The sequence below is a fragment of the Neisseria sp. HMSC064D07 genome (genome assembly GCF_001837185.1).
In the GTDB taxonomy this organism is placed as follows: Bacteria; Pseudomonadota; Gammaproteobacteria; order Burkholderiales; family Neisseriaceae; genus Neisseria; species Neisseria flavescens_C.
Map to the genome: position 1 here is coordinate 619 of NZ_KV831653.1, position 23,577 is coordinate 24,195.

General features: G+C 49.7%; 22 protein-coding genes and 3 tRNA genes. 23 read left to right on the top strand and 2 right to left on the bottom strand.

From position 1 onward, the window contains the following. Positions 1–435: 435 nt before the first annotated feature. From pyrB to HMPREF2608_RS11605, 5 genes are all read left to right on the top strand, one after another. The gene (pyrB, locus tag HMPREF2608_RS01600; RefSeq protein ID WP_003684701.1) at positions 436–1,356 is read left to right on the top strand and encodes an aspartate carbamoyltransferase; all 921 of its coding nucleotides are present in this window, start codon (positions 436–438) and stop codon (positions 1,354–1,356) included. A gap of 10 nt (positions 1,357–1,366) precedes the next feature. Then, on the top strand, positions 1,367–1,825 hold the full coding sequence (pyrI, locus tag HMPREF2608_RS01605; protein ID WP_070825757.1) for an aspartate carbamoyltransferase regulatory subunit: 459 nt from the start codon (positions 1,367–1,369) through the stop codon (positions 1,823–1,825). A 192-nt stretch (positions 1,826–2,017) separates the two neighbouring features. Then, complete coding sequence (locus HMPREF2608_RS01610; RefSeq protein WP_070825758.1) at positions 2,018–2,683, top strand: COG1361 family protein; 666 nt, start codon at positions 2,018–2,020, stop codon at positions 2,681–2,683. 275 nt (positions 2,684–2,958) lie between these two features. Next, positions 2,959–3,822 (top strand): GNAT family N-acetyltransferase, encoded by an 864-nt coding sequence (locus HMPREF2608_RS01615; protein ID WP_070825759.1) that lies wholly within the window; start codon positions 2,959–2,961, stop codon positions 3,820–3,822. A 23-nt stretch (positions 3,823–3,845) separates the two neighbouring features. After that, complete coding sequence (locus tag HMPREF2608_RS11605; protein WP_003684698.1) at positions 3,846–3,971, top strand: hypothetical protein; 126 nt, start codon at positions 3,846–3,848, stop codon at positions 3,969–3,971. Between the two features lie 65 nt (positions 3,972–4,036). On the opposite strand, the gene HMPREF2608_RS01620 is transcribed toward HMPREF2608_RS11605, so the two are convergent. After that, positions 4,037–4,540 (bottom strand): hypothetical protein, encoded by a 504-nt coding sequence (locus HMPREF2608_RS01620; RefSeq protein ID WP_070825760.1) that lies wholly within the window; start codon positions 4,538–4,540, stop codon positions 4,037–4,039. A 213-nt stretch (positions 4,541–4,753) separates the two neighbouring features. Here HMPREF2608_RS01620 and pyk point away from each other — a divergent pair, with 213 nt between their 5' ends. Next, on the top strand, positions 4,754–6,226 hold the full coding sequence (gene pyk, locus HMPREF2608_RS01625) for a pyruvate kinase (protein WP_070825761.1): 1,473 nt from the start codon (positions 4,754–4,756) through the stop codon (positions 6,224–6,226). A gap of 176 nt (positions 6,227–6,402) precedes the next feature. Continuing rightward, positions 6,403–7,818 carry an OmpP1/FadL family transporter gene (locus HMPREF2608_RS01630; protein ID WP_070825762.1) on the top strand — a complete coding sequence of 472 codons (1,416 nt, stop codon included), beginning with the start codon at positions 6,403–6,405 and terminating at the stop codon, positions 7,816–7,818. Positions 7,819–8,126: 308 nt separating this feature from the next. Here HMPREF2608_RS01630 and HMPREF2608_RS01635 read toward each other — a convergent pair whose 3' ends face one another. Then, positions 8,127–9,392, bottom strand: a complete 1,266-nt coding sequence (locus tag HMPREF2608_RS01635; protein WP_070825763.1) for a LysM peptidoglycan-binding domain-containing protein — start codon at positions 9,390–9,392, stop codon at positions 8,127–8,129. 234 nt (positions 9,393–9,626) lie between these two features. On the opposite strand from HMPREF2608_RS01635, the gene def reads away from it, so the two are divergent. From def to HMPREF2608_RS01715, 16 genes are all read left to right on the top strand, one after another. Further along, the gene (def, locus tag HMPREF2608_RS01640; RefSeq protein WP_070583279.1) at positions 9,627–10,130 is read left to right on the top strand and encodes a peptide deformylase; all 504 of its coding nucleotides are present in this window, start codon (positions 9,627–9,629) and stop codon (positions 10,128–10,130) included. A gap of 134 nt (positions 10,131–10,264) precedes the next feature. Next, positions 10,265–11,191, top strand: coding sequence for a methionyl-tRNA formyltransferase (fmt, locus tag HMPREF2608_RS01645; protein WP_070825764.1), 927 nt, complete (start codon positions 10,265–10,267; stop codon positions 11,189–11,191). Positions 11,192–11,224: 33 nt separating this feature from the next. Continuing rightward, positions 11,225–11,743, top strand: a complete 519-nt coding sequence (locus tag HMPREF2608_RS01650; RefSeq protein WP_070825765.1) for an O-acetyl-ADP-ribose deacetylase — start codon at positions 11,225–11,227, stop codon at positions 11,741–11,743. A 47-nt stretch (positions 11,744–11,790) separates the two neighbouring features. Continuing rightward, the gene (gene rsmB / locus HMPREF2608_RS01655) at positions 11,791–13,050 is read left to right on the top strand and encodes a 16S rRNA (cytosine(967)-C(5))-methyltransferase RsmB (protein WP_070825767.1); all 1,260 of its coding nucleotides are present in this window, start codon (positions 11,791–11,793) and stop codon (positions 13,048–13,050) included. Then, positions 13,016–13,609 (top strand): DUF4390 domain-containing protein, encoded by a 594-nt coding sequence (locus tag HMPREF2608_RS01660; protein ID WP_004520180.1) that lies wholly within the window; start codon positions 13,016–13,018, stop codon positions 13,607–13,609. Before rsmB ends, HMPREF2608_RS01660 begins: the two co-directional genes overlap by 35 nt. A 3-nt stretch (positions 13,610–13,612) precedes the next feature. After that, positions 13,613–15,739, top strand: a complete 2,127-nt coding sequence (locus tag HMPREF2608_RS01665) for a sensor histidine kinase (RefSeq protein WP_070825768.1) — start codon at positions 13,613–13,615, stop codon at positions 15,737–15,739. Then, positions 15,726–17,000: a sigma-54-dependent transcriptional regulator gene (locus tag HMPREF2608_RS01670; protein WP_070825769.1), complete on the top strand. Its 1,275-nt coding sequence runs from the start codon at positions 15,726–15,728 to the stop codon at positions 16,998–17,000. Before HMPREF2608_RS01665 ends, HMPREF2608_RS01670 begins: the two co-directional genes overlap by 14 nt. 234 nt (positions 17,001–17,234) lie before the next feature. Then, positions 17,235–18,425, top strand: coding sequence for a DNA-processing protein DprA (gene dprA / locus HMPREF2608_RS01675; protein ID WP_070825770.1), 1,191 nt, complete (start codon positions 17,235–17,237; stop codon positions 18,423–18,425). Between the two features lie 28 nt (positions 18,426–18,453). Beyond that, positions 18,454–19,185 carry a glycosyltransferase family 25 protein gene (locus HMPREF2608_RS11430; protein WP_070825771.1) on the top strand — a complete coding sequence of 244 codons (732 nt, stop codon included), beginning with the start codon at positions 18,454–18,456 and terminating at the stop codon, positions 19,183–19,185. Positions 19,186–19,252: 67 nt separating this feature from the next. Next, complete coding sequence (locus tag HMPREF2608_RS01685; RefSeq protein ID WP_003679497.1) at positions 19,253–19,708, top strand: Smg family protein; 456 nt, start codon at positions 19,253–19,255, stop codon at positions 19,706–19,708. Positions 19,709–19,781: 73 nt separating this feature from the next. After that, positions 19,782–22,088 (top strand): type I DNA topoisomerase, encoded by a 2,307-nt coding sequence (gene topA, locus HMPREF2608_RS01690; RefSeq protein WP_070825772.1) that lies wholly within the window; start codon positions 19,782–19,784, stop codon positions 22,086–22,088. A gap of 150 nt (positions 22,089–22,238) precedes the next feature. Further along, positions 22,239–22,811 (top strand): 16S rRNA (guanine(966)-N(2))-methyltransferase RsmD, encoded by a 573-nt coding sequence (rsmD, locus tag HMPREF2608_RS01695; RefSeq protein ID WP_070825773.1) that lies wholly within the window; start codon positions 22,239–22,241, stop codon positions 22,809–22,811. 122 nt (positions 22,812–22,933) lie between these two features. Next, the gene (locus HMPREF2608_RS01700) at positions 22,934–23,185 is read left to right on the top strand and encodes a YfhL family 4Fe-4S dicluster ferredoxin (protein WP_003679513.1); all 252 of its coding nucleotides are present in this window, start codon (positions 22,934–22,936) and stop codon (positions 23,183–23,185) included. A 98-nt stretch (positions 23,186–23,283) separates the two neighbouring features. Continuing rightward, positions 23,284–23,367 (top strand) — tRNA-Tyr (locus HMPREF2608_RS01705). A gap of 32 nt (positions 23,368–23,399) precedes the next feature. Further along, positions 23,400–23,473, top strand: a tRNA-Gly gene (locus HMPREF2608_RS01710). 9 nt (positions 23,474–23,482) lie between these two features. Beyond that, a tRNA-Thr gene (locus tag HMPREF2608_RS01715) sits at positions 23,483–23,557 on the top strand. Positions 23,558–23,577 lie beyond the last annotated feature (20 nt).

Here is a 23,577-nt window from a genome sequence, read left to right on the forward strand (position 1 = left end):
CGGAGGCGACGGTTTCTTCTGCCGCGCCTAAGGCCGCCCAGCCTGCCGTGAAAAAATAAGCCTGACGGTTAACTGCCGTAGACGCCGCCCCGAGGCCGAACCGTTTGCGGTTCGGGTTGACGGGCGGCTTTGTATGGGGCCGGGAATGAGAGCTTGGACCAATGGGGGTTTCTATTGGGTAATAACTGAAAACAGCCGAATCCCTGTGCTTGGGTCTCAGCTGTTGAGTACAGAGGGTTATTTTGCAAAGGTATCAGTCCGTCTGAAAACTTGAAAGAAGCAGCCGTCTGTTAAATATGCGATAATGCGGAAGATTTCATGGGTGTGGTAGGAACATGGTTGTGATTGTCCGACGAGGATGATGTCGGGCAACGATGGAATCGGTTTGCTTGAAACGCCCGCCTGTTGCGGGCTTTTTTATGGGAAGGAATGGTCATGCCTAATCCGCTTTATCGGCAACATATTATTTCAATTTCAGATTTGACGACGGAGCAGCTCGAATTGCTGCTTCAGACGGCCTTGAAGTTGAAAAAGCAGCCTCGTGAAGATTTGCTTGAGGGTAAATTGATTGGATCGTGCTTTTTTGAACCGTCCACCCGTACGCGTTTGTCTTTTGAAACCGCGGTACAGCGTTTGGGTGGGAAAGTTATCGGTTTTTCTGATGGTGCGAATACCAGCGCGAAAAAGGGTGAAACGCTTGCAGATACTGCGAGGATTATTTCTAGCTATACGGATGCGATTATTCAGCGACACCCTAAAGACGGTGCGGCCCGTGTGGCGGCCGAGTTTTCGAGCGTACCTGTGATTAATGCCGGTGATGGTACCAACCAACATCCGAGCCAGACGCTTTTGGATTTGGTAACGATTTATGAAACACAAGGTAGCTTGAGCAATTTGAAAATTGCGATGGCCGGTGATTTGAAATATGGCCGTACAGTACACTCATTGTGTCAGGCATTGAAGCGTTGGGGTTGTGAGTTCGCATTTGTATCCCCTCCCAGCTTGGCGATGCCGGACTATATTACTGAAGAGTTGGAAGAGGCCGGTTGCCCTTACCAAGTTTTGTCTAGTTTGGAAGAAGCGGTCGAATGGGCGGATATTTTGTACATGACCCGCGTTCAGCGCGAACGTTTTGATGAGCAGGAATTTGCCAAAATTCAGGGTAAATTCAATCTTGATGCGTCGATGTTGGCGAATGCCAAACCCAATTTGCGCGTCTTGCATCCTTTACCGAGGGTAGATGAAATTCATCCGGATGTGGATAAAACACCTCATGCCTATTATTTTGAGCAGGCAACCAATGGCGTGTATGCACGGATGGCGATTTTGTCTTTGGTATTGAACGAAGAAGTTTAAGGAGCGAAAGATGGAAAACTCAAAACTCAGCGTTGAAGCGATTGAACAAGGTACGGTAATTGACCATATTCCTGCCGGTAAAGGCTTGGCCATTTTAAGACAGTTTAAGTTGCTGCATTATGGCAGCGCGGTTACGGTCGGCTTTAATTTGCCCAGCAAAACGCAGGGAAGCAAAGACATTATCAAAGTCAGCGGCGTATGGTTGGATGCCAATGCGGCCAACCGTTTGGCTTTATTTGCCCCTGAAGCAGTGGTAAACAAAATTGATCAGTTTAAAGTGATCGACAAACAGCATTTGTCATTGCCGGACGAGATTTCGGAAGTATTCCGCTGCCCGAATACCAATTGTGCCAGTCATGGAGAGCCGGTCATCAGCCGTTTTTATGTCCGCTCACATCATGGGCAGACGCGTTTGAAATGTCATTATTGCGAGAAAACCTTCTCGCGTGATTCGGTTGCTGAAGCCTGATAAAAATCTCAGGCCGTCTGAAAACACAGCTGTGCGGTTTGAGTTGTCTGCTTGATACATCAGTTTCATAAAAAGCAAGATATTAAGCAAATTGCGTTAAAATTACGTTAAAATAATGCCTTCCGGGTTGATGACATCATTTGCTCAAAAGGCATTATTTTTTATAACACGACACGAAATGTAGGAAAACTTATGCACTCATCCATACAAAGCCGGTTTGCCCCAATTTTATACGTCTTGATTTTCTTTGCCGGATTTTTGGCAGCACAAGTTTGGTTTAATCAGCAAGCCTATTTGACCAACCTTCCCCTTTTGGTCACTGCCATTTCTGCCGTTGCATTGGTTTGGTTGATCTGGGCTGTCGTCTCTGCGCGATCCAAAGCAAAAAGCAAGATGTTGCACCGTGAGCAGCTGATTCAAAAAGAAAGCATTCATCCTGTTTTGCATGCGACGTTGCAGCGTTCTGACGGTCAAACGGATTTATTGGTTTTGGTTGTCCGCAATAGCGGTAAGGGCTTGGCGAAGAATGTGCGTTTTGAGGCAGAGTCTTTGCCGGATCACTTGCCGAGCAGGCTGGTTGCCGATGCAGTGATGCGCTTGGAGATGTTTTCCGGCGGTGTGGATATGCTGGCATCGGGCGAATTGTATGGCGGCGTGTTTGCAAGCATGTTGGCGCTTGCTGCCGAATTGCCGGATCAGACATTTGGCGGCGTGTTGAAACTGAAGACCACTTATGAAAATGCCTTTGGCGATCAATGCACTTCTGAAAGCGTCTTGGATTTGAGCATACTGAATTTCAACTTGTCGGAAATTAAATCCGGTGGCGAACAAAAGCCCCGCAAGAAATTGTTGTATTGATATACAAAATATGCAGGCCGTCTGAAACCGAAATACTTGGTTTCAGACGGCCTGTTGTTATTTTTCAAATGATTTTTGAAGAAAAAGAGGCGTATCGGGTATAATAATCAAAGAATTCGAAACGGATTGTCAGGATCGGCAAGCCGTCTCATCATTGTCGTATTTCAAAACCTTACTGATATTTTTTCAATCATCTGTTGCTATGTATCGGAACTTTTTCTGATGTTGGCACTGGCGAAATATTCCTTCAGCTATTTACTTTCAGGAAGCTGCTTATGTTAGTGTGTAATCCTTATGAAGTTGTGATCCATGGTACAACCAGCAAAGGCAAGATTTTCCGACCAAGCGACTGGGCGGAGCGCCTGTGCGGTATTTTGTCTTCCTTTACTAAAGACAACCGCCTTTCCTATTCGAATTGGGTGCGCCCGATTTTGGTGGACAATGTCCGTTGTGTGGCAGTCGATAAAAAACTGGAAGAAGACAATCCGCAAATGTTCCGTTTCTTGATGGACTTTGCGGCGGATAATGATTTGCGCGTGATTGACTGCAAAGCCTTGCTCAAAGAGCAAGAGAGCAAACAGCAGGGCGAAGTGCCGGTCGAGCGCGTTTTGTTGGCGCAGGCGATTGAAGAAAAACATGCCGCCGAGCGTGCGGAAGCGGCCAATGCGCAGCCTGAGTCCCAAGCTGCCGCGCCTGTGGTCGGCGTATTGCGTGAAATTCCGCCGGAAGAAACCGCGACTGCTTTTGCGGCACTGAGCATTTTGCGTTCATCGTTGACCGATATTCACCGTTTTGTCGAACAAATCAACGAGCACCAGCGCAAAACCGGCTACCGCCTGTTGGGTATTTTTGAAGAAGGCAAACAAAATGCCGTGGCCGTATGCGGTTTCCATACAGCACATAACTTGGCCAGCGGTTACCATATCCATATTGATGATCTCGTAACCATGCCGCAATGCCGCCAAAAAGGCTATGCTTCTCGCTTGTTGGAAGAAGTACGCAAAATCGGTGCGGAAACGGGTGCGACCAAAATCCATCTGAATGTCCATGTTAACCATGACCGTGCAGATGCGCATCGTCTCTACTTCAAAAACGGATTTGAAATTTGCGCTTACCATTTCCGTTGCGATCCGAAATAATTTTTGTGGAAAGAGAGAAATCAATGTTGAAGATTTTGACCGCGGCTGTTTTGACACTGAGCTTGGCGGCCTGCGCATCAGGCAGCGGAGGCAGCTCGCAAATGTATGGTGAGATTAAGGCCGGTGTAGAAACCAGCCATCAACGTTGAGATATATAATGACAAGGCCGTCTGAAATAGGTTTTCCTGTTTCAGACGGCCTTTTTGCAACTTGATTAGAGGGTCGTGGAGGTGTCGTCAGCGGCAACAGTCCGATGCAGGCGATACCAATTGTACAGGCGCAAGATGCACAAGAAAGCGATGATGGGCATGCAGGCTGCGGTAACCAGATAACGCGGGTTGCTGAAGTTTAAAACATTATGCCCAGAAAGCAGCGACAAAGCGGCATGCAACCATTCCCACAAAGACGAAATGCTGAATGCCAAAACAGCCAACAGGCTGAGAGTTCGGAAAATGCCGATGGGCAGGATTTGTTGGCGTAATACAGCTCGGTTGAGTTGGAACAAGACAATCAAACCGAAGCCGATAATGCAGATCATGCCGCCGTTGGCGACGATTTGCAGGCTGTTGAAGGCAATGTCGGGCGTAACGGAAATTGTACCGGACTGGTTGGAGGCGGTTTGTTGCAAATTTAAGCCTTGCATGACATTAAGTACGAAACCGTAGATCAGGTCAGCCAAAACGATGCCGATGGGTAGTGGAGTCAAAAAACGTTTCATGGATCAGTTGAGTATTCTATTAGTATGAGGGAGGCCGTCTGAAAATCAAAAATGACGACGTGAGAGTGTATTGTATCCGATAGAAAAGTAGGTTAATGCAAAAATAAATTTAGTTTAAGTCAGAAAATCATGTAATTTTACGCCAACATTATTGCATTAAGAGTACAATCTTCTTCATTATCAAACGTGAAATCAACAGGAAAGGACGTTTACATGAGCCAATTGCAACGTGATTTAACCCGTATCAGCCACAATACCAAAATTGTTGCCACACTGGGTCCGGGTAGCAACAATGTACAATTGTTGGAAGACATGATCCGTGTCGGCGGCCTTAATGTCGTCCGTTTCAATTTCAGCCACGGTACGCCGGAGTTTCATGAAGAAAATGCCCGTATCGTACGCGAAGCCGCGAAACGTGCGGGTCAGGAAATCGCCATTCTTGCCGACTTGCAAGGGCCTAAAATCCGCGTGGGCAAAATTGCAGGCGGCAGCATCGAGCTGAATAAGGGTGAAACCTTGATTTTGGATGCCACACTTGAAGGCGAAGGCACACGTGAAGCGGTGGGTTTGGACTACCGTGATTTGCCGAATGACGTCGCTGCCGACGATGTTTTGTGGCTGGACGACGGCCTGTTGACGTTGACCGTTGAAGCGGTTGAAGGAAGTAAGATTATTACAAGGGTAGAAAACAGCCATGTGCTGAAAAGTAACAAAGGTATCAATAAACGCGGCGGCGGCCTGTCTGCCGGTGCATTGACCGAGAAAGACTTCCGCGACCTGAAAACCGCGATTGCTATTGGTTGTGACTACCTCGCCATCAGCTTTGTAAAATCCGCCGAAGATTTGCACATTGCACGCGCCAAAGTCGAAGAAGAAATGAAAGGCAGTACAGCCGTACGCCCCGGGTTGGTTTCCAAAATTGAGCGCGTAGAAGCCATTGAAAATCTGGACGAAATCATCCTTGCCAGCGACGGTATTATGGTTGCCCGCGGCGACTTGGCAGTGGAAGTCGGTCATGCCGCCGTACCTGCCCTGCAAAAACGCATGATCCGCCGCGCCCGTGAGTTGCGCCGCTTCAGCATTACCGCAACTCAAATGATGGAATCCATGATTACCAACCCCGTACCGACCCGCGCCGAAGTGAGCGACGTGGCCAATGCGGTATTGGACGGTACCGATGCGGTAATGTGTTCCGCTGAAACCGCCGTCGGCGCGTATCCGTTTGAAACCGTCAGCCAAATGGCGATTATTTGTGCGGCTGCGGAAAAAGAACAAGATTCGCTCAACGGCGTTGCCGAACAGGTCGAGTATCCCGAAGCCGTCAGCACCAACTTGGCGATTGCCGGCGGTGCGGTCAGCGTGGCGCGAGCAGTTCACGCCAAAGCCATCGTTGCCCTGACTGAAAGCGGTTCGACCGCCTTCGAAGTCAGCCGCCACAACATTACCCTGCCGATTTTTGCCCTGACGCCGAGTGTTTCAGCGCAACGCCGCATGGCGATGTACCGCGGTGTACGTCCGTTGATTTTGGCAACCAGTACCGATCACGATACCGCGCTGAACGAAGTGGAAGCCATGCTGGTAGAACACAAAATCCTCCAAAGCGGCGACCAATACATCATCACCAGTGGTTCGCAAATGCGCGAATCCGGTTCGACTAATACGCTGGAAGTGTTGCAGGTCAAATAATTGCAGTGATCCGATGATTGGAAAAGCAGGCTGTTTTAGCCTGCTTTTTTTGTGTAAAAAAAGAAAAGATTAGGCAAAAATAATGATGTAGTATAGAATTGAGTGCCTATACTAAATCAATAAAGGACGTTTCAGACGGCCTTTTTCTTTGTCCGCTACTTTCACGGTAAAACAAAATGATTCATTTCAATCTGAAAAAAACAGCATTTATTTTAAGCGCAGCACTGTTATCTACCGCCGTCCAAGCCTCCGGCTACCACTTCGGCACACAATCCGTTAACGCACAAGGCACGGCCAACGCTGCCGCCGCCGAAGCCGCCGATGCATCAACCATTTTCTACAACCCGGCCGGTTTGAGCAAAATCGACAGCAGCCAAATTTCTGTCAACGCCAATATCGTTTTCCCAAGCATTCACTATGAGGCGGAATCTGCAAAACACTTCCGCACGGGTGCCGATGTCAGCGGCTCGACCAGTGGCAAAATTACCGAAACCACCATTGCTCCGCACATCTATGGCGCGTACAAAGCCAGCGACGATGTAACTTTGGGTTTGGGCGTGTACGTTCCTTTTGGCTCTGCAACCGAATACGAAAAAGATTCCGTCTTGCGCCACAACATCAACAAACTGGGTTTGACCACCATAGCCATCGAGCCAGTAGTCGCATGGAAACTGAATGAGCAACACGCCGTCGGTGCCGGTTTGATTGCCCAATATTCCAAAGCCGAATTGCGCAAATACTCCGACTGGGACGCTTCCGGCGCCATCAGCCAATTGGCCAGCGGCTTGGCTTCCCGTCAAGCAGGGCGTCCAGTTGCTGTCGATGCGACCGGCAAAGCTGACGGTCATGCCGATGTAAAAGGCCACGATTGGGGCTTCGGTTATCAACTGGCGTGGATGTGGGACATCAACGAGCGCGCGCGCGTGGGTGTGAACTATCGTTCCAAAGTATCGCATACGCTGAAAGGCACTGCCGATTGGGAAGCGGACGGCGCATATGCAAAACGCGCTTGGGATTTGGGTGCAATGGCTGCACGCGGTTATGTGCCGAACGAAAAAGCCAGCGTAAAAATCGTAACGCCTGAGTCTTTGTCTGTTCACGGTATGTACCGTGCTACCGACAAAACCAATTTGTTCGGCGATGTGACTTGGACGCGCCACAGCCGCTTCAACAAAGCGGAGCTGGTGTTTGAAAACACCAAAAAAGTTGTCAACGGCCAATCCGACCGTACTGTCATTACACCTAACTGGCGCAACACTTATAAAGTCGCATTCGGCGGCTCTTACCAAGTTACCGAACCATTGCAACTGCGTGCCGGTATCGCTTTCGACAAATCACCGGTTAAAAGCGCCGAAGACCGCATGAACAGCCTGCCTGACGGCAACCGTATCTGGTTCTCCGTCGGCGCTAAATATCAACTGGGTAAAAACCATGTTATCGATGCGGCGTACAGCCATATCCACATCAATGACACGGTTTACCGCACCGGCAAAGCCAGCGGCAACGACGTGGACAGCCGTGGTACATCCTCTGCCCGTTTTAAAAACAAAGCGGATATCTTGGGCTTGCAATACACTTACAAATTCAAATAATCGGATTTGAGTTGTAGATAAAAAGGCCGTCTGAAGATTTCAGACGGCCTTTTTGATTGGAAGGAACAGATGGAACAATCAACAGGCAATAAATGGCGTATTGGGCTTTTCATATTTCTGATTTGAATGGCAGAGCAGAAAGACAAATGGAAAAGGGGATAGCCAATAAATAGCTGAAGACATGAAATATTGTTTGCGCTTTAAACAACGCGTTACCAAATTTATTTATGGGCGGAAATCAAAAGGCCGTCTGAAAAACAGGTTTTCAGACGGCCTTTGTTTGCCGGATGGCTGCTAAGAAAGCCCAATCAGCTGCGGACTTCCAGTTCGATTTCTCTTTCCTGTTCGTCTTCAGCCGGTTTATCCATGGTTTTTTCATCAGCCATATTGTCCAAATCGCGGCCGGGTTCGGAGGCGGTATCGCCGATGGAAACGCTGTTCAGGCTTTCCAAAATAATGGCTGAGGCCAGATGGTCGGATGTGCGGTACACCATTGCCAAGCCGATTTCTTCCGCCGGAATGGAAACCAATTCAACCGTATCTTTGTCTTTCGGCTTGCGAATCAGGTTGTTGGACAGATTGACACGGACTTGGCGGCCGCGTTTGTAGAGGCTGACCACAGTGCCTTTGTCCAAGCCGTCGAGTTCGCCTTTATCCAAAGTAATGGTTTGGAACTGGCCTGCTTCGCCCACGCCGTCGAAGATGGAAACGACTTTGGCCTGAATCGGACGGGTAGGGGCGTGAGGCATAACATTGAAGCTGTCGAGGCCTTCTGGCAGTTTCAGCAGATAGTCGTCTTTGCGGATTTCGGAAACCGCTTCTTCGATAACCAAAGGTTGCGCAGATTGGGTGCGCAGCTTCATAGCTTTGTTGACTTGGGTGTAATACTCGTTGCTTTTGAGTTTTTCGTCAGAAGCGCGGGTACGGTGTTCCAATGCGGAGTCGGTGTAAGGCAGCGTGTTGGCGATGCCGCTGAACACGACTTCTTGACCGAGGAATTTGCCGGTTTCCGGATCAGTGATGTTTTTATTGACGCGGTAGGTCAGGTAGCGGCCGGGCTCGGTCAGGCCGTATGCGTACACGCGGTTGCCTTGCGTGTAGAGGACGCGGTTGTCGGGGCCCGCAATCAGGCGCGGCGCGTTGGCGGTTTCTTCCGGAGCGATAATCTGCGGATGTTTCATGAACATGCGGTAGAGATTGACGTTGACGGTCGGAATGCCGTAGCCGGAAGTTTCGCGTACGCGCGGATGCAGTTTGATCACGGGAATGCCGTCTGAACGGGTTTGGGCGTGTTCAAAACCCAGGCGCGGCTGGCCGTTGACGTAGCGTAAAACCAACACCTGACCCGGATAGATCAGGTGCGGATTGCGGATGGCGTTGCGGTTGGCGCCCCAAAGGCGGTTCCATTGCCACGGGCTGTACAGATATTTGCCGGAAATACCCCACAAGGTATCGCCGTTTTTAACGACGTAGCGTTGCGGCGCATTGGGGCGGATTTTTAAAGAAGCTGCCTGAGTGTGGGCAGAAATAGCCATGCCTGCTATGCAAAGCAGGGTTATAATACGTTGTTGCATAACCGTTCCCCTTGAAATCGATTCGGTTTGTCTTCAGATGATAAACAGAGAAGGCTGGAGTTTGCGAAACTGCCGCCCATTCATCAATACGATAACGAACGGCCTCCGTCGCGCTATCTTAACATTTTTCGGCGTTATTTTAGCATTGAATGTTGCTGTCATGACAGGAGATTGTGGCGGCGGAAACCAAATCTGTATGAAAATCACACATCAGTTTTATAAAATGAGAATATTATGGCTTTACTGAACATCCTCCAATACCCTGACGAGCGTTTGCACACGGTCGCCAAACCTGTTGAAAAAATCGACGAGCGCATCCAAAAATTGGTTGCCGATATGTTTGAAACCATGTACGAAGCACGCGGTATCGGCTTGGCGGCCACTCAGGTCGACGTACACGAGCGCATCGTCGTGATGGATTTGACCGAAGACCGCAGCGAGCCGCGCGTGTTCATCAATCCAGTCATTGTCGAAAAAGATGGCGAGACGACTTATGAAGAAGGCTGCCTGTCCGTGCCGGGCATTTACGATACCGTAACCCGTGCCGAGCGCGTCAAAGTTGAAGCCTTGAACGAAAAAGGCGAGAAATTCACACTGGAAGCAGACGGCCTGCTGGCAATCTGCGTGCAGCACGAATTGGACCACCTGATGGGCATCGTGTTTGTCGAACACCTGTCGCAGCTGAAACAAGGCCGCATTAAAACCAAACTGAAAAAACGTCAGAAACACACCATCTGACCTACGCATCGCTTAAAGGCCGTCTGAAAAGACAAAACAGAAGGCAGACTTCGGTTTTCAATCTTTCAGACGGCCTTTTCAGCTGAAATAGTTTGCCCAACGCGCCATTCAAACCATTTCCACAAGGACACAATATGAAAGTCATCTTTGCCGGTACGCCCGATTTTGCCGCCGCCGCCTTGAAAGCCATCGCCGCCGCAGGTTTTGAAATTCCGCTGGTGTTGACCCAGCCCGACCGCCCCAAAGGCCGCGGCATGCAGTTGACCGCATCGCCAGTCAAACAGGCTGCCTTGGAATTGGGTTTGACCGTGGCGCAGCCGGAAAAGTTGCGCAATAACGCCGAAGCCCTGCAAATGCTCAAAGATACGGGCGCGGATGTGATGGTGGTGGCCGCGTATGGCTTGATTTTGCCGCAGGATGTGTTGGATACGCCCAAACACGGCTGCCTCAATATCCACGCATCGCTGTTGCCCCGTTGGCGCGGTGCGGCACCGATTCAACGTGCGATTGAAGCCGGCGACGCCGAAACCGGCGTGTGCATCATGCAGATGGACATCGGCTTGGACACCGGCGCAGTGGTCAGCGAACACCGCTACGCCATTCAACCTACGGATACTGCCAACGAAGTGCATGACGCGCTGATGGGTTTGGGTGCCGAAGCGATTGTTGCCGACTTACAGCGTCTGCAGGCGGAAGGCCGTCTGAACGCGGTCAAACAGCCTGAAGAAGGTGTTACCTATGCTCAAAAATTGAGTAAAGAAGAGGCGCGTATCGATTGGAATGAAAGCGCGGCTGTGATTGAGCGAAAAATCCGTGCTTTCAACCCCGTACCTGCCGCGTGGGTCGAGTATCAAGGCAAACCGATGAAAATCTGGTGTGCCGAAGTCGTGGCCAAACAGGGTAAGGCAGGCGAGGTGTTGGCCTGCACTTCAGACGGTTTGCTGGTGGCGTGCGGTGAAAATGCGCTGAATATTACCGAATTGCAGCCTTCCGGCAGCAAACGCATGAGCATACAGGCATTTGCGGCAGGCCGGACGATTGAAGTCGGAACGGTTTTGTAACAGGCTGGAAACCAACGTAGAGGAAAGAAAACAATGGCTGTTTTTGAAGTGGTCGAGGGCGATATTACCCGATTGGCAGTCGATGCGATTGTCAATGCCGCCAATTCATCGCTGTTGGGTGGTGGCGGCGTGGACGGTGCAATACACCGCGCCGCAGGCAAAGAGCTGCTGGACGAGTGCCGCACTTTGGGCGGTTGCCGCACAGGCGAAGCCAAAATAACCCAAGGCTATCGTTTGCCTGCGCGTTTTGTCATCCACACGGTCGGGCCGGTATGGTTTGGCGGACACCAAAATGAAGAGGCCAAATTGGCACAATCCTACGCCAATTCCTTGCTGCTTGCCCAGAAACACGATCTCCACAGCATCGCCTTTCCGTGCATCAGCACCGGTGTGTACCGCTTCCCGGCCGAAGCCGCCGCGCGTATCGCTTTGGAGAGTTTGAAACAAACTCTGCCGCAATGTCCGGCAGTGGAAAAAATCATCTTTTGCTGTTTTTCCAAAACAGATGTCGAATATTATCGGGCATTGCTGGCAGCCGAACAGGCCGTCTGAAAATCCTCCGAACACTTGAAATCAAATATGAATCAGAAAGCAAAAATATGAGTATGTCCCTCGCCCAAAAACTGGCCGCTGACAGCATCGCCGCGGTTGCCGAAGGGCGCAATCTTCAGGATGTTTTGGCGGAAATCCGCGCGGCGCATCCGCAGCTGACGGCGCAGGAAAACGGCGCGTTGCAGGATATTGCCTACGGTTGCCAACGTTATTTGGGCAGTTTGAAATATATGCTTGGACAAATGCTGAAGAAGCCGATTGACAATCCTCAGCTCGAAAGCCTGCTTTTGGCGGCGATGTACCAACTGCATTACACGCGCAATGCGCCTCATGCAGTGGTCAATGAGGCGGTGGAAAGCATTGCCAAAATCGGTCGCGGCCAGTTCCGCTCGTTTGCCAATGCGATTTTGCGCCGCTTTTTACGTGAACGCGACAAGCTCGCGGCTTCCTGCAAAAAAGACGATGTGGCGAAACACAATTTGCCGCTGTGGTGGGTGGCTTACTTGAAAAACCATTATCCGAAACATTGGCACAACATCACCACCGCGCTGCAATCGCATCCGCCGATGACTTTGCGTGTCAACCGCCGACACGGCAATGCAGAAAGCTATTTGGAAAAACTGGCTGCGGAAGGTATTCAGGCCAAGGCTTTGGACGAATACGCCGTGATGTTGGAAGAAGCCGTGCCGGTCAGCCGCCTGCCCGGTTTTTCAGACGGCCTGGTGTCGGTGCAGGATTTTGGTGCGCAACGCGCCGCCTATTTGTTGAACCCGAAAGACGGCGAACGTATCCTTGATGCCTGCGCGGCGCCGGGCGGTAAGACGGGCCATATCTTGGAACTGGCAGATTGTCATGTTACCGCTTTGGATATAGACGAGGGCCGTCTTCACAGGGTGAAGAGTAATCTTGACCGTTTAGGCTTTCAAACGGCCTCTTTGACTTGTGCCGATGCGCAGGACTTGACAGCGTGGTATGATGGCAAGGTCTTTGACGCTGTCTTGGCAGATGTGCCGTGTACCGCTTCGGGTGTGGCGCGCCGCAATCCCGACGTAAAATGGCTGCGCCGACCGACCGATGCCGTCAAAACCGCACGCCAACAGGAAGCATTATTAGACGCGCTGTGGCAGACCCTGACGAAAAACGGCAGAATGTTGCTGGCTACCTGCTCGGTCTTCGTCGAAGAAAACGACGGTCAGTTGCAAAAATTCCTTAACCGCCATGCCGATGCCGAGTTGATCGAATCGCATGTGCTTTTACCGAACAAACATCAAGATGGCTTTTATTACGCGCTTATTAAAAAGCAGTAAAACGCTGATTGTACCGCTCTTGCTTGCCGTGTCGCTGAACGCGGCAGGCGAGGGCATCAGTGCGACCCGTGCCGAGGCAAAGCTGACCCATGCCGGACAGCTTTCCGTCAGCAGCCGTTTCCGCACCGACCTGCCCGACCAGCTTAAAGAAGCACTTAAACAGGGCGTCCCCCTGCATTTCAATTTGAGTTGGCAGCTGTCAGCGCCGTCTATGTCGTCTTATAAATTCAAGTTCGACCAGCTGCTCAACAACGACAGCACGATTCAATATAAATTATCCTTCCATCCGCTGACCAACCGCTATCGCGTTACCGTCGGTACGTTTTCTACCGAGTACGACACGCTTGAAACTGCCTTGCGCGCAGTGGGTGCGGTCGCAAATTGGAAGGTTTTGTCCAAGGGCGCGCTGAGTGATGTGGCCGCCAAAGACACGAAGGCTGAAATCCGCCTGCTGCTGACAACCGCCAAGCTGCCCAAACCGTTCCAAATCAATGCCCTGACTTCTAAAAACTGGCATTTGGATTCCGGTTGGAAATCCTTGTCGGTCGTGCAGGAGTAAACCATGCGCCGCTTTCTTCTGATTGCCGCCGTATTCGCCGTTGTTTTGTTGTACGGTCTGACTGTTGCAACGGGCAGCAGCAACGTATTGTCCGATTATTTCTGGTGGATTGTCGCCTTGTGCGGTTTGCTGTTGCTGGTGTTGGCAGCGGTGTTGGTGCGCTATGTCGTGCTTTTGATGCGCGACAACAGCAAAAGCGTGTTCGGTTCGCAGATTGCGCGTCGGCTGTCGGGGATGTTTACTTTGGTTGCCGTATTGCCGGGCGTGTTTTTGTTCGGTATTTCCGCCCAGTTTATTAACGGTACGATTAATTCTTGGTTTGGCAACGATACCCATGAGGCTCTAGAGCGCAGCTTAAACTTGAGCAAATCCGCGCTGAACTTGGCGGTAGACAACGCTGTCAGCAACGCCACGCCGGTGCAGATCGACTTAATCAGCGCCGCTTCGCTGGACGGCAACTTAGGGCAAGCGCTGGCAAAATCCGCGCTTACTGCCGACTTTGCCCAGCTGGCGCTTTATAACGCGACTACCCATAAAGCCGAGAAAAGCATCAATCCCTTGAAACTAAATCAACCTGAGCTTAACAAAGAAGGATGGGAGCAACTGGAGCAGACCGGCTCGGTGCGCAGCTTGGAAAACATCGGCGGCGTGCTGTATGCTCAGGGTTGGATGCTGATCGGTACGCATAAAAATCAGGATTATGCGTTGTTTTTCCGTCAGCCGATTCCGAAAGATGTTGCCCAAGATGCGACGCTGATTGAAGCGGCTCGTGCCAAATACGCCGAGCTGAGTTATACCAAAAAAGGCCTGCAAACCTTTTTCCTGTCCACGCTGTTGGTTGCAACATTGTTGGCCATCTTTTTGGCGCTGGTTATGGCTTTGTATTTTGCCCGCCGTTTTGTGGCACCGGTGTTGTCGTTGGCAGAGGGTGCGCGGGCGGTGGCTCAGGGTGACTTCAGCCAGACCCGGCCGGTATTCCGCAATGACGAGTTCGGTCGTTTGACCCAATTGTTCAACCACATGACTGAGCAATTATCGATTGCTAAAGAGGCAGACGAGCGCAACCGTTTGCGCGAAGAAGCCGCGCGCCATTATTTGGAATGCGTGTTGGAAAGTTTGACCACAGGCGTGATTACTTTGGATGCTGACGGCCGTCTGAAAACCTTTAACAAGGCCGCCGAACAGATTTTGGGCGTTTCGCTGGTGTCTTTGTGGGGCAGCAACTGGCATCAATGGCACGGCAAATCGCCGCAGCAAACCCTGTTGGCCGATGTGTTTGCCGCCATCAATGAAACCGCCGACAGCGACAAACCCGTCCAAGTCGAATACGCCGCGCCCGATGATGCCCGAATCTTGTTGGGTAAGGCCACCATCCTGCCGGAAGACAACGATAACGGCGTGGTGATGGTGATTGATGACATTACCGTCTTGATGCGGGCGCAAAAAGAGGCCGCATGGGGTGAAGTGGCGAAACGTTTGGCGCACGAAATCCGCAATCCGCTCACACCTATCCAGCTTTCCGCCGAGAGATTGGCATGGAAATTGCATGATAAACTTGATGAACAAGACGCCCAAATCCTCAGCCGTTCAACCGATACCATCGTCAAACAGGTTGCCGCGCTGAAAGAAATGGTCGAAGCGTTCCGCAATTATGCGCGTGCGCCGTCGCTGAATTTAGAAAAACAAGATTTAAACGGTTTGGTGTCGGAAGTGTTGGTATTATATGAGGCCGGCGCGTGCAAGTTTAATGCACGGCTCAACACGGAAGCCCTGCCGATTGTTGCCGATACGACGGCGATACGCCAAGTGTTGCATAACCTATTTAAGAATGCCGCAGAAGCGGCAGAGTCGGACGAAGCGCCGCAAGTAAACGTCGAAACAGGGCGCGAAGGCGGACAGGTTTTCCTGACCGTCTGCAACAATGGTAAAAGTTTCAGCAAAGAAATGCTGCACAATGCTTTTGAGCCGTACGTTACCGACAAACCGACAGGAACGGGGCTGGGTTTGCCCGTTGTGAAAAAAATTATCGAGGAGCATGGCGGCCGTATCAGCTTGAGCAATCAGAACAGCGGCGGTGCGTGTGTCAAAATAGCTTTACCGGAAATGGCAGAAACTTATGCGAAGCAGTGATATTTTGATTGTAGATGATGAAGTAGGCATCCGCGACCTGCTCTCCGAAATCCTTCAAGATGAAGGCTATACCGTCACTTTGGCTGAAAATGCCGAAGAAGCGCGCCAATTGCGTTATCAAACGCGTCCGGCCATGGTGTTGCTGGACATTTGGATGCCCGATTGCGACGGCATCACTTTGTTGAAAGAGTGGGCGAAAAACGGCCAACTCAATATGCCTGTGGTGATGATGAGCGGTCATGCCAGCATTGACACCGCGGTTGAGGCCACTAAAATCGGCGCGCTCGATTTTCTGGAAAAACCGATTGCCCTGCAAAAACTCTTGTCTGCAGTAGAACGCGCCTTGAAACATGGCGAAGTTCAGACGGCCTCCGGCATGACTTTGGACAAACTGGGCAACAGTTCCGTCATTCAAGAAATGAACGGCAGTATTGAAGCGGCCGCCAAACACAACCGCCCGCTGTTGTTGGCCGGTGAGGCGGGCTCGCCGTTTGAAATTGTCGCCCGCTATCTGCATAAAAGCGGTACGCCTTGGGTGGCAACCGACCGTGTCGAACACATTGTCGATACGCCGATGGAGCTGTTGCAAAAGGCATCAGGCGGCATTTTGTATGTCGGCGATATTGCTCGTTACAGCAAAAATATCCAAAACGGCATTGCTTTCTTGCTTGAAAAAGCCGACCGCTACAATGTCCGTGTGATTGCTTCATGCGGCTTTAAACGCGGTGAGAGCGCTGATGACGTCGTTGCCGGCCGACTGGCGGAGCTGTTGAAAGAGTGCATCAATGTTCCTTCTTTGCGCAGTCAACCAGACGATATCGTCTTTTTAATCAACCGCATCATGACCGATTTGGCCGAAAGTCAAAAAATCCAGCCGGTAAAATTCAGCGATAGCGCGTTGGTGGTTTTGCGCCAATACGATTGGCCGGGCAATTACGACCAGCTTGCCGAAACGGTGAAAAACATCATGTTGGAATCGGACGGCAAAGAAGTGGACGAGCAGGCCGTTGCTGTGGCTTTGGGTCAGAAGGAAAACGCGACGGCGACAGAAATCATCGGCGGCTTCAATTTCAATATGCCTTTGCGTGAATTGAGGGAAGAAGTCGAGCGCCGCTACTTTGAGTACCACATCGCCCAAGAAGGCCAAAATATGAGCCGCGTGGCGCAAAAGGTTGGTTTGGAGCGTACGCACCTTTACCGCAAACTCAAACAACTCGGTATCAGTGTATCGCGCCGTAACGCCGACAAATCCGAAGAATAAGCGCAATATCGGTTCAAACACAAAAGAGGCCGTCTGAAAGCCATCAGGTTTTTCAGACGGCATCGTCATTTGACGGTTTGCTTGGGTAACTCAAACTTTATCAAAATAATGATATGGCTCGGCATTGTTGTTTTGCCTTTTGGGCAGACAAAAGTTTTATACCAATAAAATTTTCAGACGGCCTTGATTTACTTTAGGCCGTCTGAAAAAACATTACGAAAAGGGAACAGATTGATGACGGAAAACGAGCGTTTTGCTTGGTTGCAACTGGCATTTACGCCCTATATCGGCGCAGAAAGTTTTTTGGTGCTGTTGCAACAATTCGGTAGCGCACAAGCTGCCTTGAATGCGCCGGCAGACAAAATTGCCGCGTTGGTGCGCCATAAACAGGCAGCCGAGTCATGGCGTAATGCGGACAAACGGGCTTTGGCGCAGCAGTCTGCCGAAGCCGCTTTAAAATGGGAAATGCAGGACGGTTGCCGTCTGTTGCTGCTGCAAGATGATGATTTCCCCGAAATGCTGACACAAGGTATTACCGCGCCGCCGGTTTTGTTTTTACGCGGCAATGCAGAGTTGTTGCACACACCTTCTGCCGCGATTGTCGGTAGCCGCCATGCCACGCCGCAGGCAATGCGGATTGCCAAAGATTTCGGCAGGGCGTTGAGCGAAAAAGGCATTCCCGTCGTATCGGGTATGGCTTCGGGTATCGATACCGCCACCCATCAGGGGGCATTGCAGGCAGATGGTGGCACCATCGCCGTCTGGGGAACCGGTATAGACCGCATTTATCCGCCGTCCAATAAAAACCTTGCTTATGAAATTGCTGAAAAAGGATTGATTGTCAGCGAGTTCCCTTTAGACACGCGTCCGTTTGCAGGCAACTTTCCGCGCCGCAACCGTTTGATTGCCGCATTGTCGCAGCTGACATTGGTGGTTGAGGCGGCATTGGAATCCGGCTCATTGATTACTGCCAAGCTAGCGGCGGAGATGGGGCGCGAAGTGATGGCAGTGCCCGGTTCGATAGACAATCCTCATAGCAAAGGCTGCCACAAGCTGATTAAAGACGGGGCAAAATTGGTTGAATGTTTGGACGATATTCTCCATGAGTGTCCGCAGCTATTGCAAAATACGCATGTTCCATCATATTCTATAAATAAGACGGTCAAACCGAAAAACGATCAAACCGAACGGCTGCAACCAAAAACAATAGCGGATGAACCGCAAAGGCCGTCTGAAAACCTATCTGCCGCCCCATCAACAAGCGCTTTATTGGAAGCAATGGGTTACGACCCGATACATCCCGATATTTTGGCGCAACAAACCAATACGGCAGCAGCAGACGTGTACGCACAGCTTTTGGAATACGAACTTGACGGTATCGTTGCCGCCTTGCCGGGCGGCCGTTATCAGCGTGTCAAAGCATAAATTATCTATATTTATAAAGGGATTTGTGATGAAAGGGTATGTCATCAATTTAGATAGACAGCCGGAAAGGCTGGAACATTTTTACGCCCAACCAGGAAGTAAAATTTTTCAAAAAGTCTCTGCAGTTGATAGGAAGGTTTTAGATCTTATCGGCAATAAAGAATTCTTTTTTGATGTCGCCACCTTTACTCGCATGATACCCCGAGGACCGACGATGGGAGAAATAGCCTGTACGCTTTCCCATATCAAATGTTGGCAACTTATTGCGATGGACGATACTATCGAGGAAGACGATTTTTGTCTTATTGCCGAAGATGATATTACCTTATTACCTAATGCAGGCAAAGAATCAACAGTGTTTCAAGATGTGGTTGTGGATATTGCTAAAGCTTTAGAAAATTTTCCGGTTGAGTTAGTCAAACTGCAAATGTTGGCCTATCGGGAAGGTGATTTGTTTGAAGTAGGCAAAAATATTGCGTTAAGTAAAGAAATTACCACAGGTTACGATACATCTTATGACAATACAGGATCGGCGTTGTATTTAATAAGAAAGTCACTTGCACAAGCCATCATGCATAAATTAAAAACAAAAAAACCGTATTGGCTGGCAGATGGATTTACCAAGTTCTGTAATCCTGAAAATATTATGATGAGTTTGCCGTTGATGGGGTGTGTCAAAGATGATGCTTCCTCTGATTTGGAAGAAGATAGGGAGAAACAGATGCAAGCCTATATTCAAATGCGTAATGTTGCGGAATGAGTTGATTTTCCATAAGTTATTTATTTGATAAAACAACGAATCTATTTATAAATTTTAAGGAACCAGCATGACCGAAGTCATTGCCTATTTAATCGAACACTTCCAAGATTTCGACAATTGTCCGCCTCCGGAGGACTTGGGTCGCCTTTTGGAAGATGCGGGTTTTGATGCTACGGAAATCGGCAATACATTGATGATGATGGAAGTCTTGTTCAATACGTCCGAATTCTATGCCGAGCCGTTTAACAGCGACTCCCTGCGCGTATTCTGCCGTGAAGAAGCTGAAAACCTGCCGCAGGAAGTCATGGGCTTGATGCAATATTTGGTTACCGAACACGCAATTACTTATGAGCAACGCGAAATCGTCATTCACGCCCTGATGCACATTCCATCGGACGAAATCACCCTCGATACCGCCAAAGTGTTGGTATTGCTGGTGTTGTGGATGCACAAGAGCGAGTTGCCCGTCCTGATTGGCGACGACTTGATGAGTGCGTTGACCGGACAAAACGTGATGCACTAAACCTTTTTTCAGACGGCCTCAATAATAAAGGCCGTCTGAAACATAAACCCAATACATCCAAAAGAGAACAACAATGGCGAAAAACCTATTAATCGTCGAATCCCCGTCCAAAGCCAAAACCCTGAAAAAATATCTGGGCGGTGATTTTGAAATCTTGGCGTCTTACGGCCACGTCCGCGATTTGGTTCCGAAAAGCGGAGCAGTCGATCCCGACAATGGCTTTGCCATGAAATACCAATTGATCAGCCGCAACAGCAAACACGTCGACGCCATCGTCGCCGGTGCCAAAGAAGCTGAAAACATCTACCTCGCAACCGACCCGGATAGGGAAGGCGAAGCCATTTCTTGGCATCTTTTGGAAATCCTAAAATCCAAACGCGGCTTGAAAAATATCAAGCCGCAGCGTGTCGTGTTCCACGAAATTACCAAAAACGCCGTGCTCGATGCGGTTGCCCATCCGCGCGAAATCGAAATGGATTTGGTCGATGCGCAACAAGCCCGCCGCGCTTTGGACTATTTGGTTGGTTTCAACCTCTCGCCATTGTTGTGGAAAAAAATCCGCCGCGGTTTGAGTGCAGGCCGTGTGCAAAGTCCCGCTTTGCGCCTGATTTGCGAACGCGAAAACGAAATCCGCGCGTTTGAAGCGCAGGAATATTGGACGGTACATCTCGACAGCCACAAAGGCCGCAGTAAGTTTACCGCCAAACTCGCCCAATACAACGGCGCGAAACTCGAACAATTCGACCTGCCGAACGAAGCCGCGCAAGCCGACGTGTTGAAAGAACTCGAAGGCAAAGAGGCCGTCGTTACCGCCATTGAAAAGAAAAAGCGCAGCCGCAATCCAGCCGCGCCGTTCACCACATCTACCATGCAGCAGGATGCCGTGCGCAAACTCGGCTTCACCACTGACCGCACCATGCGTACCGCCCAACAGCTTTACGAAGGTATAGACGTAGGGCAGGGTGCCATCGGTCTGATTACCTATATGCGTACCGACAGCGTGAATTTGGCTGATGAAGCGGTAACCGAAATCCGCCATTACATTGAAAATAAAATCGGCAAAGAATATCTGCCAAGTTCGGCCAAGCAGTACAAAACCAAATCCAAAAACGCCCAAGAAGCACACGAAGCGATCCGCCCGACTTCCGTGTATCGCACGCCTGAAAGCGTCAAACCCTTCTTGAGCGCAGACCAGTTCAAACTCTATCAAATGATTTGGCAACGTACCGTCGCTTGTCAGATGACGTCCGCCAAATTCGACCAAACCACCGTCGATATTACCGTCGGCAAAGGCGTATTCCGCGTAACCGGACAAGTACAAACCTTCGCAGGCTTCTTGAGCGTTTATGAAGAAAGCAGCGATGACGAAGAGAGTGAAGACAGCAAAAAACTGCCTGAAATGAGCGAAGGCGACAAATTGCCGGTCGACAAACTTTACGGCGAACAACACTTCACCACTCCGCCTCCACGCTACAACGAAGCCACGCTGGTTAAAGCCCTCGAAGAATATGGTATAGGCCGCCCTTCCACTTACGCCAGCATTATTTCCACGCTCAAAGACCGTGAATACGTTACCCTTGAGCAAAAACGCTTCATGCCTACCGACACAGGCGACATCGTCAATAAATTCTTGACCGAACACTTCGCCCAATACGTCGATTACCACTTTACCGCCAAACTTGAAGACCAGCTTGACGAAATTGCCAACGGTAAACGCCAATGGATTCCCGTGATGGATAAATTTTGGAAGCCGTTTATCAAGCAAGTGGAAGAAAAAGAGGGTATTGAACGCGCCAAATTTACCACGCAGGAACTCGATGAAACCTGCCCGAAATGCGGCGAACACAAACTGCAAATCAAATTCGGCAAAATGGGTCGTTTCGTTGCGTGTGCCGGTTATCCCGAGTGCAGTTACACGCGCAATGTCAATGAAACTGCTGAAGAGGCTGCCGAACGCATCGCCAAAGCCGAGGCTGAACAAGCCGAACTCGACGGACGCGAATGCCCTAAATGTGGCGGTCGCCTAGTGTACAAATACAGCCGCACAGGCAGCAAATTCATCGGCTGTGCTAATTACCCCAAATGCAAACACGTTGAGCCGTTGGAAAAGCCAAAAGACACCGGCGTCCAATGTCCACAATGCAAAAAAGGCAACCTCGTCGAGCGTAAATCCCGCTACGGCAAACTGTTTTACAGTTGCAGTACCTATCCGGACTGTAACTACGCCACTTGGAATCCGCCCGTTGCAGAAACATGTCCAAAATGCGCGTGGCCGGTTTTGACCATCAAAACCACCAAACGCTGGGGCGTGGAAAAAGTCTGCCCGCAAAAAGAATGCGGTTGGAAAGAGCAGATTGAACCGCCTGCACCGAAAGAGTAAAGGTAGGTTGGTTTAAAATAGGGAAGGCCGTCTGAAAAATGATTTTCAGACGGCCTTGTTGTATTTAAAAGAATAGAGTGAAATACGGCTTGATGGCAGTTTCACTATATAATTGAGGCCGTCTGAAAACTCGACATCTTTTTAAAAATCATGGCAAACAACAAACATTCCAAACACACCAATCAAGTACGCATCATCGGTGGGCAATGCAGGGGACGAAAGTTAACATTTTTATCTGCAGACGGTTTGCGTCCGACGCCTGACAGCGTGCGTGAAAAACTGTTTAACTGGCTGGGTCAGGATTTAACCGGCAAAACAGTATTGGATTTATTCAGCGGTAGCGGTGCTTTGGGAATGGAGGCTGCTTCTCGTAATGCGGAAAAAGTGGTAATGGTCGACAACCACCGCCAAACTGTTCAAATGCTTCAGAAAAATATCCGTGAATTAGATTTGAAACAGGTAGAAATCGTGTGTTCAGACGGCATGGCTTATCTGGCAAGGCCGTCTGAAAAATTTGATGTTGTGTTTCTTGATCCGCCTTTTGCATGGGAAGACTGGCAAAATCTGTTTATCCGATTGCAAAGCCACTTGAAAAATGGGGCAATGGTCTATATTGAAGCAGGGAAGCTGCCTGAAAAACCGGATTGGCTGGAAATTTATCGGGAAGGAAAGGCGGGAATGAGCAGGTTTGAATTATTGCTCTATTCGCAAGTTGCTGAATAGTATGGAATTTGAGAATCATTCCCAAGGTGTAAAACATTCTTTCAAATGGATTGTTCCGATATCATTTGTGCTATAATCCGCGCCCAATCGGTTTTGATAATTTAAGAAAAAAGGAAATAGAAATGTCGCTCTTTATTACAGATGAGTGCATTAATTGCGATGTGTGCGAGCCGGAATGTCCTAATGATGCCATTTCGCAAGGTGAAGAAATTTACGAAATCAATCCAAATTTATGTACGCAATGTGTAGGCCATTACGATGAGCCTCAGTGCCAACAGGTATGTCCTGTCGACTGTATCTTGATCGATGAAGAGCATCCTGAAACGCACGAAGAACTGATGGCTAAGTACGAAAAAATCATTCAGTTTAAATAAATAGTGTTTAAAAGCAAAAGCTTGGATATTTTTAAAGAAATAAATAAAAAAAAATCTTGACGGAAATCTGAGTTGCCAATAAACTAGCGTTCTCTTTTGGAGGGATTCCCGAGCGGTCAAAGGGGGCAGACTGTAAATCTGTTGCGTGAGCTTCGAAGGTTCGAATCCTTCTCCCTCCACCAAAAATTCTTACTTGGAGCAAAAAAGTGAGTATGCGGGTGTAGCTCAATGGTAGAGCAGAAGCCTTCCAAGCTTACGGTGAGGGTTCGATTCCCTTCACCCGCTCCAAACAATTTCGCCCATGTAGCTCAGGGGTAGAGCACTCCCTTGGTAAGGGAGAGGTCGGCAGTTCAAATCTGCCCATGGGCACCATCTCATTGTTACCCTTTATT